Origin of the sequence: Duganella fentianensis (assembly GCF_964031615.1) — a bacterium.
Classification (GTDB): Bacteria; Pseudomonadota; Gammaproteobacteria; order Burkholderiales; family Burkholderiaceae_D; genus Rugamonas; species Rugamonas fentianensis_A.
In genome coordinates, this window is the sequence record NZ_CAXIQN010000003.1 from 176963 (window position 1) to 196274 (window position 19312).

The 19312-nt window shown below is 60.1% G+C and carries 11 protein-coding genes; 5 read left to right on the top strand and 6 right to left on the bottom strand.

Annotated features, from left to right (window positions below; translation table 11 throughout):
• Positions 1-33: 33 nt before the first annotated feature.
• Positions 34-1353 carry an FAD-binding oxidoreductase gene (locus ABNT42_RS01625; protein WP_348693126.1) on the bottom strand — a complete coding sequence of 440 codons (1320 nt, stop codon included), beginning with the start codon at positions 1351-1353 and terminating at the stop codon, positions 34-36.
• Positions 1354-1476: 123 nt separating this feature from the next.
• Between ABNT42_RS01625 and ABNT42_RS01630 the strand changes: the two genes are divergently transcribed.
• The 4 genes from ABNT42_RS01630 to ABNT42_RS01645 all read left to right on the top strand — a co-directional run bounded on the left by ABNT42_RS01630 (position 1477) and on the right by ABNT42_RS01645 (position 6318).
• Positions 1477-2436: a LysR substrate-binding domain-containing protein gene (locus ABNT42_RS01630; RefSeq protein ID WP_348693129.1), complete on the top strand. Its 960-nt coding sequence runs from the start codon at positions 1477-1479 to the stop codon at positions 2434-2436.
• Between the two features lie 179 nt (positions 2437-2615).
• Complete coding sequence (locus tag ABNT42_RS01635) at positions 2616-3992, top strand: alpha-amylase family glycosyl hydrolase (protein ID WP_348693132.1); 1377 nt, start codon at positions 2616-2618, stop codon at positions 3990-3992.
• A complete protein-coding gene (locus tag ABNT42_RS01640; protein ID WP_348693135.1) occupies positions 3989-5503 on the top strand; it encodes a tryptophan halogenase family protein in 1515 nt (504 codons plus the stop codon). Before ABNT42_RS01635 ends, ABNT42_RS01640 begins: the two co-directional genes overlap by 4 nt.
• Positions 5504-5505: 2 nt before the next feature.
• Positions 5506-6318, top strand: coding sequence for a hypothetical protein (locus ABNT42_RS01645; RefSeq protein WP_348693138.1), 813 nt, complete (start codon positions 5506-5508; stop codon positions 6316-6318).
• Positions 6319-6333: 15 nt separating this feature from the next.
• On the opposite strand, the gene ABNT42_RS01650 is transcribed toward ABNT42_RS01645, so the two are convergent.
• The 5 genes from ABNT42_RS01650 to ABNT42_RS01670 all read right to left on the bottom strand — a co-directional run bounded on the left by ABNT42_RS01650 (position 6334) and on the right by ABNT42_RS01670 (position 15878).
• Positions 6334-6999 carry a response regulator transcription factor gene (locus tag ABNT42_RS01650; protein WP_348693140.1) on the bottom strand — a complete coding sequence of 222 codons (666 nt, stop codon included), beginning with the start codon at positions 6997-6999 and terminating at the stop codon, positions 6334-6336.
• Positions 7000-7026: 27 nt separating this feature from the next.
• On the bottom strand, positions 7027-9123 hold the full coding sequence (locus ABNT42_RS01655) for a glycosyl hydrolase family 28-related protein (protein WP_348693142.1): 2097 nt from the start codon (positions 9121-9123) through the stop codon (positions 7027-7029).
• Between the two features lie 86 nt (positions 9124-9209).
• A complete protein-coding gene (locus ABNT42_RS01660) occupies positions 9210-11243 on the bottom strand; it encodes a glycoside hydrolase family 97 protein (protein ID WP_348693145.1) in 2034 nt (677 codons plus the stop codon).
• 135 nt (positions 11244-11378) lie between these two features.
• Complete coding sequence (locus ABNT42_RS01665; protein WP_348693148.1) at positions 11379-14255, bottom strand: TonB-dependent receptor; 2877 nt, start codon at positions 14253-14255, stop codon at positions 11379-11381.
• A gap of 249 nt (positions 14256-14504) precedes the next feature.
• The gene (locus tag ABNT42_RS01670; RefSeq protein WP_348693150.1) at positions 14505-15878 is read right to left on the bottom strand and encodes an ATP-binding protein; all 1374 of its coding nucleotides are present in this window, start codon (positions 15876-15878) and stop codon (positions 14505-14507) included.
• 404 nt (positions 15879-16282) lie between these two features.
• On the opposite strand from ABNT42_RS01670, the gene ABNT42_RS01675 reads away from it, so the two are divergent.
• Positions 16283-19246 (top strand): TonB-dependent receptor, encoded by a 2964-nt coding sequence (locus ABNT42_RS01675; RefSeq protein WP_348693153.1) that lies wholly within the window; start codon positions 16283-16285, stop codon positions 19244-19246.
• Positions 19247-19312 lie beyond the last annotated feature (66 nt).

The following is a 19312-nucleotide window of genomic DNA, read 5'->3' on the forward strand; positions in this document are numbered from 1 at the left end:
GTAATTCTAGTTCTGCGGTTTTATGTAGTGCGTTTAACTTTCTCTGCCCGCCTGTCGTTGTCCCCACCACAGGGTGGCATTCACCCCGAGTGACAGGAAGGGTTCCGGTGGCAAGGTATTCGGCCCCGAATCACTGATCAGGAAATCGATCAGCTCATGTTTTTTGCCAGCGATCATGTCGGCCAGCAGTGCACCCGTCACGGTGCCGCGCGTCACGCCCAGACCGTTGCAGAACAGCGCGCCATACACATTCGGCGCCAGCTGGCCGAAGAAGCTCTTATGGTTTTGCGTCAGCGCCAGCGAGCCGCTCCACGTGTAGTCGAAGCTGACCTCGGGCAGCATGGGGAAACGGCGCTCGAACGAGCGGCGATGTTGCTGGGCAAAACGCTGCAGACAGCCGGGTTTGGACTGCTGGCGCGGATTGAAACTGAAGCTATTGCGCATCAGAATGCGCTGATCATGCGTGCGGCGCACGGTGCTGCCGAACGGATCGGCCGGTATCACGCCCCAGAACGATTTGCCGCCCAGCGCAGCCTGCTCTGCTTCGGTCAGTGGACGGCTCAGACTCGCATACAGATACATCGGCAGCACCGTATGCTTGAGGAAACCGAAGCGCGCGCCGAAGGCGTTATTGGCCAGTATCAGCTGATCGGCAACGATGCGTCCGTGTGCGTGCGACAGCACGATCTTGCTGCCGTATTCCACCGCGCTGATGGCGGTGTTTTCATACAGCGTGACATTGGCCGGCAAGCTATCGGCCAGTCCCTTGACCAGTGCCGATGGCTGCAGCAGCATGGTGCCCGGCGTGAACAGCGCCTGGCGGTAGAAGTCGGTGCCCAGATGGGACGGCAAGTCTGCGCCGCTGATGATTTCATACGGTTCGCCCAGCTTGTCGAGCCCGCGCCGGTAGGCTTCCAGCACTGCAATGCCGCGCGGTTCGACGGCAGCCTGATATTTGCCGCTAGGCCGCATATGGCAATCGATCTGGTGCTGCTGCACCAGCGTATGCAGCATGTTCTGGCCCAGCCGGTTGAGCTTGAGCGTGGTACGGGCGATGCCGATATCGCCGATGTAGTCGTCGGCGCCGATATCGTGCGGCAGATCGATGGCAAAGCCGGCGTTGCGGCCCGAAGTACCGAAGCCCACTTCCTGTGCCTCGATCAGCACTACTTCATCGTGCGGAAAATTGAGTGCTAGCTGGCGCGCGGCCGCCAGTCCCGTATAGCCGGCGCCCACCACCGCCCAGCGCGTGTGAGTTTCGCCGGAGTGCGCCGGACGCGCCTGACGGGCAGGTGCTGTGTGATACCAGCCACACAGCGCGTCATCCTTTGGTAGTGCGCTGATTTTTTGCATAGTGCCTCCCTTAACTGCGCTATATTTTTTATTCCAACGTATTCAAGTTGGTATCGATATAATCTTTTATCCCCGCTTCGCCCACAATCGACCTTTTATGCAGGGAATTGATAACCAGACGTTATGAATAATCACCCGTCAACTGACCAGTTACTGCTGAAGATGCCGTCCCTGCGGGCCGTGAAATGTTTTGTCGTCGCCGCGCGCTATCAGAGTTTTACCCGCGCAGCGCAGGCGCTGTGCGTAACCCAGGCCGCCATCAGCCGGCAGATCCGCGAACTGGAAGAACAGCTGGGCACCAGCCTGTTCGAGCGCGTCGGCCGTTCGGTCAGGCTGACCAGTGCCGGTACCATCTTTTTCGAAGCCGCCCAGCTTTCCTTCATCAACATTGCGCAAGCCGCCGCGCGCGTGCGCAAGGATTACGGCCAGCATGCACGGCGTACCGTCACGCTGTGCTGCTCACCGGCCTTCTCCGGCCTGTGGCTGGCGCATCGCCTGCCCGACTTTCTGAGTGCCCATCCGGACATCGATCTCGATCTGGTGACGACGCAGAATTTCGCGGCGCTCGAACCGGGCATCCATCCCGACATCTTCATCACCAAGATGGCGCGCGTGCGGGATGGCTATATCAGCTTGCCGCTGTTTCATGACCGCATCTATCCGGTCTGCACGCCCGCTTATCTGGCCGCGCATCCGCAGATCGGCACGCTGGAGGGCTTGCGCGACGCCGTGCTGCTCAACCTGAGTCCGCATGGGCGTGCCCAAGTGGCCGAGCATGTGGACTGGAGCGTGTGGCTGGCAATCCACCATCTGGATCTGGAGCAGCGCATGAAGACCGGCGCGCACTTCTTCAACGCCAACGATTACAACCTGCTAGTCCAGTTGGTGCTGAATGGTCAGGGCGTGGCGCTAGGCTTCCATCATCTGGTAGCGCCGCTCATCGCCAGCGGCTTGCTCACCAAGCCTATCGAACAGGAACTGGTACTGGAAGATACGCGCCACTATCTGGCCTACCGCGCCGACAAGACCGAGGACGATGCCTGCGTGCGCTTCCGCAACTGGTTTATGGCCCAGCTAAATTAATTCGGGCTGGCCATAGCTGGCCGAATCTTCAGACTTGCTTCATTTTTGCGGCGCCGCCAGATTGACGCGCGCCCGCTTCTCTTTCACTATCTGCCCCGCATTGCCTCTCATCCTAGTGCGCTTTCCCGTGCCGCCATGTGCCGCGGCACGGCTTTTTTTCGCGGCTCAACGCAACCAACATGACTACGCTCTTACACCGCCTATTCCTTTACACCTGCATGCTCTCGGCGCCGCTCAGCATGGCGGCACCAGACTACCAGCCTCGGCCCTACGTACAGTTCGAGCACGCCGAGTGGAGCAAGCATGCCAGCATCTACCAGATCAATACCCGCCAGTTCACACCCGAAGGCAGCTTGCGGGCTGCCGAACAGCAGCTGCCGCGCCTGAAAGAACTGGGCGTCGGCATCCTCTGGCTGATGCCCATCCATCCTATCGGACAGGTGCGGCGCAAAGGCACACTCGGTAGTCCGTATGCGGTACGCGACTTCATGGCCGTCAATCCGGAACTGGGCACGCTGGCCGATCTCAAACACTTTGTCGAGCGTGCCCATGCACTAGGCCTGCATGTGATACTGGACTGGGTGGGCAACCATACCGCCTGGGACAATGTGCTGCGCAGCAGCCATCCCGAATGGTATGCGCACGATGCACAGGGTCGGCCCCACCCTACCCCGTGGTACGACTGGGACGACATCATCGATCTTGATTATAGCCAGCCAGAACTGCGTCGCTATATGACCGAAGCCATGAAATTCTGGGTGCGCGAAGCGGGCATCGATGGCTACCGTGCCGACGCAGCCGGACTCGTGCCGCAGGATTTCTGGGACAACGCGAGTCGCGAACTGCGCCAGATAAAGCCGGTCTTCATGCTGGCGGAATGGGAGAGCCGCGACATGCATGCGCTGGCTTTCGATGCCAGCTATGCATGGACCTGGTGGGATAGTTTGCGCAACATCGTCGAAGGCAAAGCCGATGCTACAGCGCTGTACAGCTACTATGCGTGGAATGAGAAGTTCTATCCGCAACAGGCATATCGCATGCTGTATAGCACCAACCATGACAAAAATGCGTGGGAAGGAAGCGAGTATGAAATCTTCGGTGCAGCCGTGGACGCCGTCACCGCGTTTTCCTTCGTCAGCGAAGGCATACCGATGATCTATAACGGTCAGGAAGCCGGCAACCGCAAACGGCTGGCTTTCTTCGAGCGCGATCCTATCGTCTGGCAAGATGCGCCTCAGGGCGCACTGCTCAAGAAATTACTCGCGCTAAAAACCCGCAATAGCGCGCTATGGAACGGCGCGTGGGGCGCACGCATGCAACAGGTGCGCAATCAAGCGCCCAAGCAGGTGTTCAGCTTTGTACGCGAGAATCCGCGCGACAAAGTCTTTGCCGTATTCAATCTGAGCGCTAGCCCCGTCGTAGCCCGCTTCGACGCGGGACCACAACTGGGCAGCTACCGCGACTTCGCCAGCGGCGAGGCCGTAACGATAAATCCGGCCAGCGAGTTGACGCTGCCCGCCTGGGGCTACCGCATCTTGCTAAAGGAACAGCCATGACGCAACAGAACATTACCAGCGTGGTCATTGTCGGCGGCGGCACGGCCGGCTGGATGACGGCGGCCGCGCTGTCCAAAATCCTTGAGGGCAAAGTCAAGCTCACCCTGATCGAATCGGACGAAATCGCCACCGTGGGTGTGGGCGAATCGACGATACCCATGATCCAGCTATTTAACAAAGTGCTGGGCATCGATGAGAACGAATTCATCCGCGCGACCCAGGGCAGCTTCAAGCTCGGCATCGAATTCCGCGACTGGGGGCAGCTAGGTGAACGCTATATGCACGGCTTCGGCATCTTCGGTCAGCAACTCGCTACGCTGCCGTTTTACCAGTACTGGCTGCGCATGCAACAGAGCGGCAAGGCCGCCCCCATCGAACGCTACTCGATTAACCAGATGGCCGCGCTGGAAAACCGCTTCATGCGCGCCGACCGTTCGCACGCCAACTCGCCGCTGGCCGACATCGTTCATGCCTTCCATATCGACGCCGGCCGCTACGCGGGCTATCTGCGCCAGTATAGCGAGCAGCGCGGTGTGCGCCGCCTGCAAGGCAAGGTGGTGCAAACCCTGTTGCGCCCGGCGGATGGCCATGTCGAAGCCGTGCGCATGGACGATGGCGCTATCGTCAACGGCCAGCTCTTCATTGATTGCAGCGGCTTCCATGGGCTGCTGATCGAACAGGCACTGCACACCGGCTTTGAAGACTGGAGCCACTGGCTGCCGTGCAACCGGGCCTGGGCAGTGCCTTGCAGCACTACCAGCACCGTGCTGCCCTATACGCGCGCTACGGCACGTCCGGCTGGCTGGCAATGGCGCATCGGCCTGCAGCATCGCACCGGTAATGGGCATGTCTACGCGAGCGACTTTATGACGGACCAGCAGGCGCTCGATCTGCTGATGCAGCATCTGGATGGCCACCCGCTGGCCGATCCCAGACTGCTGCGCTTTACTGCAGGCCGCCGCAAGCAGACGTGGAACCGCAATGTGGTGGCCATCGGCCTGTCGTCGGGTTTCCTCGAACCGCTGGAATCCACCAGCATCCACCTGATCCAGTCCAGCATTGCCCGCCTGATCAGCTTCTTCCCTGACCAGGGTTTCAGCGCGCCGGACGTGGCCGAATTCAACCGCCAGAGCGATTTCGAAATCGAACGCATCCGCGACTTCATCATCCTGCACTACCACGCCACACGCCGTAACGACAGCGCATTCTGGGACTATTGCCGCACCATGCCGATTCCCGCCACGCTGAGCAGCAAGATCGAGCTCTACCGTTCACGGGGCCGCATCGTGCGCACCGATAACGAGCTATTCTCCGAAGTGGCATGGCTACAGGTCTTGCTTGGTCAGGGCATCACGCCGCAAGGCCACCACCCGCTAGCGGACGTGCTTGAAGATAGCGAAGTGGCCGACTATCTGGGCGACATCAGTGACGTGATTGCCAGCTGTGTGGCGCAGATGCCCGACCACGCTGAGTTCATTGCGCAGCATTGTGCCGCGCCCATCCGGCCTTGAGCATGAATGTGCACTGGCTCGACGCAGGCGGACGCAGCGGACATAATCCGCTGCTGGCCGAGATAGTCCGGGCTATGCCGCGACTGACGCGCAGCGAGCGCAAAGTCGCCGAGTGTTTGCTACAAGACCCGCCCGCATTTGCCCGCAGCACGACGTCGGTCATCGCTGAACGTACGCAGACAAGTGCGCCTAGCATCATTCGCTTTTGCCGCAGCATGGGTTACTCGGGACTGACCGAGCTTAAGCAGGCGCTGGTAGCTCACCTGAGCCGGCATGAAGCGCCACGCCTGTTCCTGCCTGCCGAAGTACCCGCGGATGATGACGCCACAAGCTTGTTGAACGAGGCCGCCGCCAGCCTTGCACAGTTGCGCCCAGTTCTCGCTGGCGCGGCCACAGAACACGCCATCCGCCTGCTGGCACAGGCGCCACAGATTGCCTGCGTCGCCGAGTATCCGCTTGGACTGGCAGCGCTGCACGCGCGCGATAGTCTGCTGCGGCACGGCTTACCCGCCAGCATACCGGCCCCGGGCCACTGGCCGCTCACGACCCCGGACGGACTAACGAGCCGCGCCAGCGGTCTATTCTTCTGCCAGCGCATGCCCGATGCCGTCATGCTGGACGCTCTGGCACAATGTGAGCAGCATGGCAACGGCGCGGTCATCATCAGCGAAATTGCGCTGGCGTCGTTTGTACCAGCCAGCGCCAGACTGGTGCTAGGCCCACCGTGCGGACAGGATCCGTTACTACCCTATCTGCTGATGAACAGCCTACTGATAGCCGGACTACTGGCCGCCCGCGCAAGGGCCCGCCCCTGAAGACAAGCCGCTCCTTCAGGCATCGTCCGACGCGATCATATAGCCGACCCCGCGCACGGTGCGGATATAGCCATCGCCGATCTTTTTACGCAGATTGAAAATATGCACATCCAGTGTCTTGCCTTCGCTATGCGGCAGTACGCGGGCTTCGATATCATCACGGGTAATCACCCGGCCAGCCTGCTGCAGCAAACTCAGCAGCAGGGCAAATTCCGTCTTCGACAATGCCAACGGTTCGCCCGCCAGCGTTACCGACTTGCGCCGCTCGTTGAGCACCAGCGCCCCCGTGCGCCACTCGCGCTCTGCGCTGTCCGGCAACAGGCCGGCGCGGCGTACCACTGCGCGCAAACGCGCCAGTAGTTCGGGGATTGCAAACGGCTTGATCAGATAGTCATCCGCGCCAAGCGAAAATGCGCCCAGCCGGTCATTCAGACTTTCCCGTGCCGTAATCACCAGCACGGGCAAGGTATAGCCGCCCGTGCGTAGCGCCGCAAGGATTTCCACGCCGTCACTATCGGGCAGCCCCAGATCGAGCAGTACCAGATCGAAATGCTCGGCCCGAACGCGCTCGAGCGCATCGCCACCGAGGCGGCACCAGACCACGCTGTAACCCTCGTTCTGGAACACCGACAGCAGTGCGCTGCCGATGCCGATATCGTCTTCGATAAGAAAGATTTTCATCTGGATAGTGTAACAGCGCGCGCCAGTTTACCAGCCACTATTGCCGCTGCCGCGGACGATCGAGTACGGATAGGGATTGTTCAAGCCCCCCTGCGCCGCATCCCGCACCGTCACGTTGCTGAAGCTGCCTTCGCCATGCACGGCGAAATTCAGACCGTAGCCGCCCGCACGATTGATGCTGACATTGCTCAACGCTAGCTGGGTCACCGTCTGGTTATAGGTCACCAGCACACCATCGTAGGTGCTATCGTTGAGTTCCAGCGTATCGACGATGATGGGCGCATTGATGGGCTGACCTTCGGCATAAATCCACAGGCCGCCGAAAGTGGTATTCCAGCCCGGATCGTAACCGCCCGTCCGGTTCAGCGTATTGCGCCGCACCTCCGTCACGCCGGCAAATGGCTGGGCATTAAAGCGCGTGCTGATCGCAATACCGGCCGCCGACACCACGGTGTCCGCGCCGATGTTGTCGAGTAGCCTGTTACTTTCGCCGCCGTAGATCGCATAAGCGTTGGCCAGCAGTGGCACCTGCGCTGTGTTGAAGCGGAAGGTGTTATTCACGTTGGCGGTATTTTGCGACCACATGGCCATGGCGTCATCGCCATTGTTACGCAGGCTGAAGTGACTAGCGGTGGAGTTTCTGACTCCGCCGGAAAAATTAATCCCGTCGGCCCAGGTATCGCGCATGCGGCAGTTGACCAGATACAGACCGTCATTGCCGGACCCCAGCCATGCGCCAACCTTCATGTGCTCTACCCACACATTCTGGATCAGCGAACCCACCCCGAAGTCGCCTTCCAGACCCGGGCTATCTTCGGCATCCTTGCGCTGCACGGAATCGCTGCTCAGCAGCAGATCTGTCACCGTGATGTTGTTGCCACGGCCGATAAAGCCGCCCTTGCCATTGATGCCGTGCAGTTCGCTATACCACATGCCGGCGCCACGCACCTGCACTGCATTCAACTCCGGCCGGCCGCTCAGAATGAACCGTCCAGCCGGCACCCACACGCCCTTGCCCGCTGCACGCGCAGCGGCGATCGCTTTGGTCATCGCCGCCATATCGTCCACTTCGTCATCGGCCTGCGCACCGTAATCTCGGATGTCGACAAAGTTAGCCGGCATGGTCTGTGGCGCATCGATCTGCTCCAGATCGACCAGATCGATCTTGTAATAGCTGGCGCTATCATCGCCATCTTTCTGTAGCCGCAGGCGCGCGCCCTTCGGAATCTCCAGTCCGCTAAAATGGCTCTCGTCATAGAAATGCGTGGCCTGCCCTTTGGCTGGATCGTCGCTGTACGGGAAGTCACCATAGTTCCACGCATAGCGCGAGGTCAGCTTCAGACTGCGGACTTTCACATCATTCACATACAGGCTCAGCGTACGGTCGATACCGCCACCGGCGGGCGCATCGGGCAGGCTGTAGCGCAGCACCAGCGCATTCGCCGCCTGTGTCGCTACCCAGCCCACATAGTCGCCGGTACGGCTCAGCGTGACTAGTTTTCGCCCCGATGATTGCGCTTCGATGCTGCGGTAGTCGCGGCTAGGTCCTGACACTACCGCATTGGTACTACCGTCCTCCGCCTCATACTCCTGATAGCTGAGCGTGGCGCCACGGGCTGCCAGCGCCTGCCCGCCCTCCACCGCCACATAGCGCAGCGCGACATTGCCACTATCGCCCTGATCGTAACGGTACATCAGCGTGTTCAGACCTGAGCGCAAGCTCAGACGGCTGGCAGCGCTGCCCCAGATGGCTGCGCCACCCGTGGCCGCCAGCGTCACTGGGCCTATACGCAGACCATTAACGTACAGGCTCAGCGTACGGCCGTCGGCATTGGCGTTAGCGTAATTGAGGTTGACAGCATAGCTGCCGGCCGCTGGCACATTCACGGTAAAGATCGCGCGCGCGCCGACGCCGCTAAAGCCGCCTATGCTTTCGCCTTTGCTGGTGCCGCCCGAAACGAAGGCATCGGCCGCACGGTAGGCCTGCCCCGCCGACTCGACCGACACCGCTGGCGTGGTGGTGGTGGTGGGCGGCGGTGCGACGACAACCGCAGCGGGCGCAGACGCGGCGGCGCCACCCGCAGCAGAGCCACCGCACCCTGTCAGCATGAGTAGTGGCAGCATGAGCGCGGCACCACAAGCGCCAAATACATTTTTCAAGACTGGTCTCCTGTTATTTTTATGCTGAATCGCTTACGGTCAGCGCTGCCTCAGTCGAGCGCGCGGAATCGTATTGCTGTGCCACCACCGGCAGCCAGCTTGAGTGTCAGCTTGTCGCTGGCACTCACCATGCGCCGTTCGATCCGGTATGCCACCGGATTGCTGCAATAGTCAGCCGTATCAGCATCGCGATAGATGGTCGCTTCATAGCGCGCGCTGGGCGCGAGGAAATCGAGCGCGACGGTCACCGCACGTTTATGCTCGTCATTGACGGCGCCCAGATACCAGTCGCGTCCGCCACGCTCCTGCCGCGCTACGATTGCGTAGTCGCCGATCACGCTCTGCAACGTACGGCTACGTTCCCAGTCCACCGGCACATCCTTGATGAACTGGAACGCATCGGCGTGCCGCTCGTAGTTCTCGGGCAAATCGGCCGCCATCTGTACTGGGCTATACAGCACCACATACAGCGCCAGCTGGTTGGCCAGCGTCGCCTGTACACGCTGGTTCACCTTTTTCTTGCCGAACGTGAGATCGAAGATGCCGGGCGTGTAATCCATCGGGCCGGCCAGCATGCGCGTGAACGGCAGCACGGTCAGATGCTCGGGCGGATTGGTCGGTTTGCCCCACGCATTCCACTCCTGCCCGCGCGCACCTTCGCGGCTCAGCATATTCGGCCAGGTGCGGCGCAAGCCCGTATCCATGACGGGTTCATGTGCCACCACGGCGATCTGCCTTGCGGTCGCCGCATCATTGACGCGCTGGTGAAAATTCACCATGTACTGACCGCCGTACCATTCGTGCTGCCGGCTGCCGTCAGCCCCCGTGCGCGGATAATGCCCGCCCTCGGCGACAAAGCCGGTTTTCACGGCCGGTACACCGTAACGCTGGTAGAACGCCATGGCATCTTCCAGCTGGGCGCCATAGTTCTCGGTGGCGCCGCCAGTCTCGTGATGTCCGATCAGCTTGACCCCTTTGCTGGCGCCGTAAGCGGTAATGGCACCGATATCAAAGTCCGGCGTCGGTTCGCTAAAGCGGAATGCCGTACCTTTGCCCCAGTCACCATCCCAGCCCTGGTTCCAGCCCTCCACCAGCACGCCACCAAAACCGTGACGTGCGGCGAAATCCATATAGCGCTGCACATTCGCCGTGTTCGCCGCGTGCTGCGGTCCAGTACTCCAGGTGCCCTTGCCAAGATGGATTTCCCACCACACGCCCACATACTTCATCGGCTTGATCCAGCTGGTATCGCTGATCTTGCTGGGTTCGTTCAGATTCAGTTCGAGGCGCGAATCGGCCAGCGCGCCGGGGCTGTCCCCCACCAGCACGGTACGCCATGGCGTGGTGAATGGCCCGCGCTTTTTCACTGCGATGCCGTCCGACCATGGATACAGGGCCGCCTTGTACAGGCCGGGGCCACGGCGTTCCAGATACATGGCGGCGAAGTCCACCAGCGCCGCCTGATGGATACTCAAATAAGTATGACGCCCCTGCAGCGTGAACGGCGTCTCCGCGCTGCGCACGCTGGCCAGGTCGCCGTGGCGGTAAGCACCTTCGAGATTGACCTTGTCATGCGCTTCAAACCACCACGCCTGATAGCGGTCGGCGAAATGGAAGCTGGTGTATTCATCGCTGATGGCCTGTTCGCTGTCCGGCGCGATCTGCCGGTAGTCATAGCGCAGACCCAGACCGTCATCAAACAGGCGGAACACCACGTCAAAGCCGCGCTGCGGCGTGTCCGCCGCAAAGCGCACACGCAGTTCGTTGTGATGGTCACGGATCAGGCGTTGCTCACCCCATGGCTGTTCCCATTCGGTGTCAACGCTGGCACGTTCCTGCGCCGTGATCGCACCGATCTTAGCTCGCGCTTCACCGGCAAAGGCCAGACCGAGTTCGGACTGTCTGAGTATGACGACACCATTTTTACTGAGCTGATACCAGGCTTTACCGGCCTCGGCAAAGCTACACAATTCCAGTGTTTTGGCGGGCGAAAGCACGCAGGCGCGCTGCGGCAGCGGAGTTTGAGCATGGGCGAGTGCGCTCGCTGTCAGCGCACACAGTAGCGCTAGAGGTCTAGAGATCATAGTAAGAATTTGCTTGCTTAATTGGCATACATGCCGGCCATAGGCCGGACTAGCATCCGGCAGCGCGCAAGGCGGCGCCGGATACACAGCGCAGCACCCGGAGTCGGGCGCTGCGGGGCGAGTCATGGCACAGGCTTAGAACTTGTAGTTCAAACCTGCCGCATAGAACTTGCCGTAGCTGACGCTATTGGTGATGATATTCGGATCCTTGGTGTATTCGCGGAACGGTGTATTGGTCAGATTATTCATCTGCACAAACACCGACACACCTTTCAGCGGGCCACTCTGCACTTCATACGAAGCCTGTACGTCGGCAATCGATTCCGAGTGGATGAAGGTGAATTGCGAATCACTGCGGTAATCCTGGATCTGGCCGATGAACGACGAACGGTAGCGCAGGTTATACGACAGCTGGAAGCCGTGTTTCTCGTAGTACAGCCGCAGGCTGGCCACATTCTTCGACAGGCCCGGCAAGGTAATCTGCGATACCTGATTATTGAACACCGGCGCATTATTCGGGTTCACAAAGCCGGATACGGGCAACTGCACATTGCTGGTGGTGTAGGAATAGTTGACAGCCGAACCGAAACCATCAAGCGGATTCCACAGCAGCCCGAACGGCAGGTTGGCGGCCAGTTCGATACCGTGCATCGCGCCACCCTCGCCATTGGTCGGCATGGTCAGGAAGCCGATCGTGCTGTTCTTGTACACGCCCTTCTGGGGCAGTGGCGTGGTGGCACTGACAAACGGTGCGAAGTCGAATTCGCGCGGCGCATTGATCACGTAGTTGTCGAGCTTCTTGAAGAATACCGCACCACTGACATAGCCATGCTTGCCGAAGTATTTTTCATACGACAGATCGAGCGAACGCGCTGCATACGGCTTCAGCTTGGGATTGCCGCCGTAACCGGACAGCGCCGGATCGTAAGGACTGGACGTCGGCAGACCGAACGACATGCCCGATTTCATGTTGTCGAGGTTAGCCCGCGAAATCTGCTTGCCGGCACCGAAACGCAGCACCTGTTCACGTCCAAGGTCAAACGCCATGTTCAGGCTCGGCAGCACGTTGTAATAGCTGGCGCCATCGCTGATGACGGAATACGGGCAGGTATCGACCGTAATGCCGGTGCACTTGGACTGGTCGACCTGATTGCCCTGCCCGCTCTGATTGGTGTGCAGCACCTGCAGACCCAGATTACCCGTGTACGGTATGCCGAACAGTTTGCTATCCAGATCGGCCATCGCATACAGCGTATTCACATCTTCCTTGACCACCCAGTCGCGCGCCAGCACGGTGGCATCAACCCAGGTATTCATCGAATAGATCGGACCGAGCGAACCGGTGGGATCGAAGCTGGCCACGCGGATGCCCACCGGACCGGCGATCGCCGTAGTGGTGCCCGGTATGGCCACGGCAGCATAGCCATCGGCGCCGTTCACGGACAGACGGCCTTCACCGTCGCCCAGGCGCGATTTTTCGCGCCGGCTAAGATTAGCGCCCACGTGTGCGCCGATCACGGGTCCCCAGTCCATTTCGCGGTGCGCCGCCAGACGTACGCTGGTGAGCTTATCGTCGATTTTCGAACGCGATAGATAACCGGCCTGTGGCGTGGCAGGACCACCACCCCAGCCATCTACGTCGGTCAGCAACATGATTTTGCGGTCCGTATAGTCGAGGCTAGGGGTGTATTTCACATCGGCGAAATTGGTGCCGTTGAAACCGCTGAAGCTGATCGAGCCGAGCTGGCTGGCGGGCGTATTGCCGGGCTGGCCAGCCGTGGTTTCATAGTTGGAATTGTAGCGATGGCCTTTCGAATACGACAGGTCGGATTCCACACGCCAGTCGTCAAGCTTCAGCTCGTTATTCCAGCCTATCGACTTGAACTGGTCCTTGCCATTAAACGTGTTGTTGCGGATGTCGCCCTTGTAGTTGCTGAAGGTACCACTGGTAGCGATGCCGTTGGCAATGGTGGCTTTGCTGAGCACGCCGTCCGGATCGTAGATACCGGCATTCAGCGCCACCGCCCCTTCGATACCGACCGCACTCTTGACTTCGCTACCATCCGAATAGAACAGATCCATGGTGGATTTGAACTTGGCGTTCGGACGGTATTGCAGCGTCATGGTGGCGCTATCGCGGTTGGTGTGCTTGTGCGTGGTTTCCGATTTAAAGCCGCCCGGCACGCCGACTTTCTGGCCGTTGTAATCGACCAGCGGCATATACCCGCCCCAGGTATCGAACGTCAGTTCATCGCCATTATTCTGGCGGAACGAAGTAATACCGACGGAAACACCCAGCGTGCGATCGGCAAACTGGTCAATGTAAGAGAAGGTCTTGCGGCGACCACTCCCCTCCTCGCCGCCCGCATCGACGCCGATGCGCTCTTTGCGCACGCCGGCCGCCATCACGCGCTTGCCGAAGTCGAGTGGACGCAGGGTACGCAGATCGACCGTCGCGGCCAGCCCCTGACCGATGATATCGGCGGTGGGCGTTTTATACACCAGCACCGAGCCGGTCAGCTCGGCCGGGAACAGATCGAATTCGGGATTGCGCGCATCACCGGTCGATGCCTGTTCGCGGCCATTCAGCAGCGAACCGTTAAAGCTCGGCGACAGCCCCCGTACGCTGACCTGGGCAGCACGGCCGGTCACCTTGTCACGCTGGGTGGTCACACCGGGCAGACGCGAAATCGATTCGGCCACAGTACTGTCGGGCAGCTTGCCGATATCCTCGGCCGACACCGCTTCCACAATCGAGCCAGCATTCTTCTTGATCGTGATGGCCGCTTCGATACCCGTACGGATACCCGTCACGTTGACTGATGCCATACCCGGCGTGGTCTCACTGCCGGCTGCCGTCACAGCAGCGCTAGACGACGGTGGATTGCTATTCTGCTCCTGCGCATGGGCCCAGCCGCTGGCTCCCAGCATCAACAGCGAACATGCGAAGGCGATAGGGGTAACATGTAGCGGCGCGTTCATGGGCGCGCAACTCTGGATTTGTTTGCTCACTTCGTATCTCCAAATATGTAGTAAAACTATTTTTCTGGCGGAGACTCGCGTAACTACGGGCACGATCCGCCTGACCGCACAGCAGTCCAGACGAATCTTACGTTGCAGCGGGAAGTGCGAAATCGTGAGGTATCGGGTTTCGAAAAAACCTGAATCAAATCTTAAGGCAGCACCAAGGTAAGTGTTGCATATATGCCCATGCCAACAAAAATAAGTAGCTAAACTACACAAATAGGAACGACAAAAGTCCTAGAGCTGGGCAGCAAATGATACGCAGACTATCAGCCCGGACTGGCCGCTGGCCGGCGCCAGGCTGATGGACGCAGCATTCTTCAGCGCGGCCGAAGCCGCAATCGCCAGCCCCAGACCACTGCCAGACTGCGGCTGGCCGGGAACCCGGAAGAATCGCTCGAATACGCGCTGGCGATATTTAGCATCGATGCCGGGGCCGGCATCCTCGATGGTCAGGCGGTGACCACCCGCCTCGGCCGTCAGCAGCACCTGCACGCGGCCACGGTCGGGCGAATATTTGATGGCATTACTCAGCAGATTTTCCAGTAGCACCCCGAGACTCTCGACATGCACGCGTCGCCAGCAGGCTTGCGGCGCATCCAGCTCGAGTTCGATATCGCGCGTCATCGCCATCGGCACCATGCCCGCCAGACGTTCGCGGATAAACGCTGCCAGATCCACTTCGACCATGGCGCCGCTATCGGCTTCGATACTCACTCTTTCGTAGGCAAGCAACTGGTGCACCATGTGGGTGGTCCGGTTGACGCCCTCGCGCAAGCCCTGTGCCGCTGCCGCCACGGCCGGCACGGCTGCCCCTTCGGTCTGGCTGACGATCAGGTGGGCATTAATCTGTATCGCCGCCAGCGGCGTTTTCAGTTCATGCGCCGCGTCGGCGATGAATACATGCTCGCGTTCAATACGCTGCTTGAGCCTTGCCAGCAAGCGGTTGATGGCGTCTACCAGAGGCGACAGTTCGCGGTAAGTCGAAGCCGGCAGACTGGTCAGATCGAATTCATCGCGCTGTTCGATCAGCACGGCAATCGTGCGCAGCGGCCGTAGTCCGATGCCGACGATGAGCCAGGCCGGCAGCAGCAATAGCGGCAGGCTGAATACGGTAGACGACATCAGCACATCCAGGCCGTTCAGTGAAATCATCCATTCATCGTCCACCTCATGGCAGCGCTCCACCATCAGCCCCGTATTGCCATCCTGCTCCACCGCACACATCCACGAGTTGGCGGTTTTCGCCTCCTCACTGGCAAAGGTCGGCAGCAGATAAGGCAACTGGGGCGCCGAGTTATACAGTAGCTCCCCATGACGCCACACCCGCACCCGCACCCGCGAGCCATAGCCGAGCTGGGCAAACATGGACTGGCGCGTGTTTTCCCATTCGACCAGCTCAGCGCGCATGGCATCGGGACGATCGACCAGCTGCACCAGATGCAGCATCAGTTCATGTGCGTGGGCAGTATTTTCCACGCCGGTACGCCAGCGCTGGGTGGCTTTCGCGTCCGACACTACATAGGCCAGCAGCGCCAGCGTAACGACGGCGATGATGGCCGCAAAACCCCACATCAGGCGGCGAAACAGAGATGATTGCTTGGTCAGCATGAACTATCCGGAATGTATTGCGCAGTTAGGCGGCAGGTATTGCTCAGCCGAGGTGAGCACGGATTATGCCGTAAATCCGGGCCGCAGAAAGATTCGACATGAACACTGGCTGGTCGGCCTATCAGGAGCAGCGACTGGCCAGCGTTGTGTTGCACCAACAGTATCGATCATGCGCGTGAGCATTTCTGGCAGCGCCATTTGGCGCTGTTTATAACGTGTACGATTTCACGCATCGACTGTCGCTACACCGCTATTGCACCGTACAGCGCCACCATGTGCTGTCACCGTCCATACGGGATTCCGCGCGCCATCCAATGCCGGCCTAGACAGACTCGATACTGCGCTACCGAACCAGCAGGCGCTGTTTTTCGCACAATAGATAAAATAAATAATGGAGATACCACATGTTTCTTAGCACGACGCGGACCCCGATTGCGCTGGCAGTCCTCACGCTGGCAGCCTCGCTAGCGCAGGCCCAGCAAAATTCTGCCGATGCCGCTGACAACGTTGTTAGTCAAGTCAACGTGACGGGCTTTCGGGCCAGCTTGAACAGCGCATTGAACACCAAGAAGAACAGCGACGGCATCGTTGACGTTATCAAGGCCGAAGACGTGGCCAAATTCCCTGACGCGAATCTGGCTGAATCGCTGCAACGTGTGCCCGGCGTGTCGCTCACGCGCGGTGACGGCGGCGAAGGCAAGCAGATTACCGTGCGCGGCCTGAATGCCGGTTTTACCCGCGTGCGCATCAACGGCATTGAAGGCGTCACTGCCACCGGCGCATCGGACATCAATGGCAGTACCAACCGCGGCCGCGGTTTCGATTTCAGCGTGTTTGCGGCGGAACTGTTTAACAGCATGGCCGTGCGCAAGACTTCCGAGGCCGCCGTCGAGGAAGGATCGCTGGGCGCGACCGTCGATCTGCGTACCGCGCGGCCGTTCGACTTCAAGGGGCGTACCTTCAGTCTGGGCGGCCAGGAGTCCTATAATTCGCTGAGCAAGAAATCGGCCCCACGCCTGACCGCCCTGCTGTCGGATCGCTGGGATACGCCGATCGGCAAAGTGGGCGCACTGGTATCGGCCGCGCATTCGCGCCGTACCATCCAGGAGGAAGGCTACGAAGCCGTCGAACTGCTGAGCGCTAGCGTCGATGGCGGCTTCTGCTCGCCGCTCGGTGCGGCTGTACAGAACCCGGCCAGCAACACGGTCAAGGGCATCGATGCCGCCAATTGCGGTTTCGGCGTGCCGCGTACTTCAAGCACCAGCGCCTACAACGATGTAATGTCCCACCTGAACAATTACGGCGGCACGGTGGCCAATCCGGCCGCCGGTTCCGGTGCATTCGCACCGCGTATTCCCCGTTATCGCCGTTCCATCACCGAGTACGAACGCACCGGTCTGTCTGGCGCGCTGCAGTGGCGCCCCGATACCAAGAGCGAAATCAATCTGGATCTGATGGGCGGCAAGTTCGACAACAAGCGCTACGACAACTATATCGAGATGATTTCGTTCGGCCGTACGCTGGCGCAATCCAACGGCAAACCACAGAGCTCCATCGTCGAGGCCCACTTCGATCAGAACGGCAGCTGGGACTATGGCAAATTTAACGCCGTCGATGTGCGTACCGAAGGCTTGCTGGACAAGTACTCCACGCTGTTCAAACAATATGTGCTGTCTGGCCGGCGCGATCTGACGGACCGCCTCAAGGTGGACTTCATGACGGGCACCTCGAAGTCCGATTTGGATAATCCGATGCGCGCGACCGTACAGTTCGATGCGCCTAACGTCAACGGCGTGTCGTGGGACTTCCGCCAGAATCGTAACGTGCCGACGCTGAACTTTGGCATGGATGTGACCAACCCGGCGCTGTTCAGCTTTGCACCGCAAGAGGCGGACGGCACCTTCCACGGCCAGTTCGTGGGCCGCTATCTGCATACCAAGAATAAACTGCAGACCCACGCGCTCAACTTCAGCTACGAGGTCAACGACAATCTGAACCTGCGCACCGGCCTGTCGCGGCGTGACAATAACTGGACCAACGTTGAAATCGCTTCGGGTGGCAACGGCCTGACGCTGCCCGCTGGCGTCAGCATGTCCAGCATCATGCGCCAGATCACCGGCTTCGGTAACGGTCTGGGTGGTAGCGGCGTCGCCAGCAACTGGGCCGCCGTCGACCTCGATAAATTCCTCGGCGTGTACAACATCGAATGCCATTGCAGCACTGTGCCCGGTTCGAGTTACAACCTGCTCGGTCAGGTCAACCGCGGCGTAGAAGAAAAGATCGATGCGCTGTATCTGATGGGCGATTTCAAGTACGACGTGGGACCGGTCGCACTGCGCGGTAATCTGGGCGTGCGTGCGGCCGAAACCGCCGCCACCTCGTTTGCGCTGATCAATGCCAACGGCACCCTGACCCCGGCCAGCACCACCCATAAATACCGTGATGCCCTGCCGGCATTCAACCTGACGGCGCAGTTGCCCAAGGATGTACTGTTACGCTTCTCGGCAGGCAAAACCGTGGCCCGCCCCGAGTACACCGACCTGACGCCATCGGCAACGATTCTGGCCCAGACCCAGACCGTCACCATCGGCAACCCCAACCTCGATCCTATCCGTGCCAAGACCTACGATCTGCAGGCCGAATGGTATTACGCCAAAAACGCCATGGTATCGCTGGGCGCCTTCCGCAAACAGATCGGCACGTTTATTCAGGGTGTTTCGGAACGCGCCGTGTTTTCCTCGCTGGGCTTGCCGAACTCGGTGCTGCTGGGCGGCGGTTGCAGCATCACGGGCGGCACGCCGGCCTGCCCGACGCTGCCGGACACCGAGGTGGTAGTCAACCGCAAGGTCAATACGCCGGGCGGTCCACTGACCGGCTTCGAAGCTAACTTGCAGGCGCCGTTCAGCTTCCTGCCTGGTGTATGGAGCAACTTCGGCCTGCTGGCGAACTACACCCATGTGGACTCGAAGATTACCTACATTACGCGGGTAGATAATCCGCTCACGTCGGCCAACGAACTGCTGACGCAGACGGCCAACTTCATCGGCCTGTCGCCCAATGCCCACAACCTGACGCTGTACTACGAAGATGCCAAGTTCAGTGCGCGCGTCTCGGCAGCGCATCGTTCGAGCTACCTGCTCAACGTGCTGGGCAATGTGGCAGGCCATGATCTGACCACCGTGGATGGCTCGACCAATGTCGATTTCAGTGTGTCGTACAACGTCACGCCGGAGTTGCGCCTGAGCTTCGAGGGGCAGAACCTGACGGACACGCCACTGCGCTATGGCCGCGACTCGAAGCGCAATGACACGTTGCTGTATGTGCATTCGGGCCGTACCTTCGTGCTGGGCGCCAGCTATAAGTTCTAAGCGCTAGCGACGCCAAGGGCCGCCGCAGCGGTCCTTGGCGGTACAACGCATCACGCGGCGTCGCCT

Coding starts and splice junctions, on each gene's coding strand:
- ABNT42_RS01655 (WP_348693142.1), bottom strand. CDS start 9,123: ATGCTGCCACTACTCATGCTGACAGGGTGCGGTGGCTCTGCTGCGGGT.
- ABNT42_RS01650 (WP_348693140.1), bottom strand. CDS start 6,999: ATGAAAATCTTTCTTATCGAAGACGATATCGGCATCGGCAGCGCACTG.
- ABNT42_RS01635 (WP_348693132.1), top strand. CDS start 2,616: ATGACTACGCTCTTACACCGCCTATTCCTTTACACCTGCATGCTCTCG.
- ABNT42_RS01645 (WP_348693138.1), top strand. CDS start 5,506: ATGAATGTGCACTGGCTCGACGCAGGCGGACGCAGCGGACATAATCCG.
- ABNT42_RS01670 (WP_348693150.1), bottom strand. CDS start 15,878: ATGCTGACCAAGCAATCATCTCTGTTTCGCCGCCTGATGTGGGGTTTT.
- ABNT42_RS01675 (WP_348693153.1), top strand. CDS start 16,283: ATGTTTCTTAGCACGACGCGGACCCCGATTGCGCTGGCAGTCCTCACG.
- ABNT42_RS01660 (WP_348693145.1), bottom strand. CDS start 11,243: ATGATCTCTAGACCTCTAGCGCTACTGTGTGCGCTGACAGCGAGCGCA.
- ABNT42_RS01630 (WP_348693129.1), top strand. CDS start 1,477: ATGAATAATCACCCGTCAACTGACCAGTTACTGCTGAAGATGCCGTCC.
- ABNT42_RS01625 (WP_348693126.1), bottom strand. CDS start 1,353: ATGCAAAAAATCAGCGCACTACCAAAGGATGACGCGCTGTGTGGCTGG.
- ABNT42_RS01640 (WP_348693135.1), top strand. CDS start 3,989: ATGACGCAACAGAACATTACCAGCGTGGTCATTGTCGGCGGCGGCACG.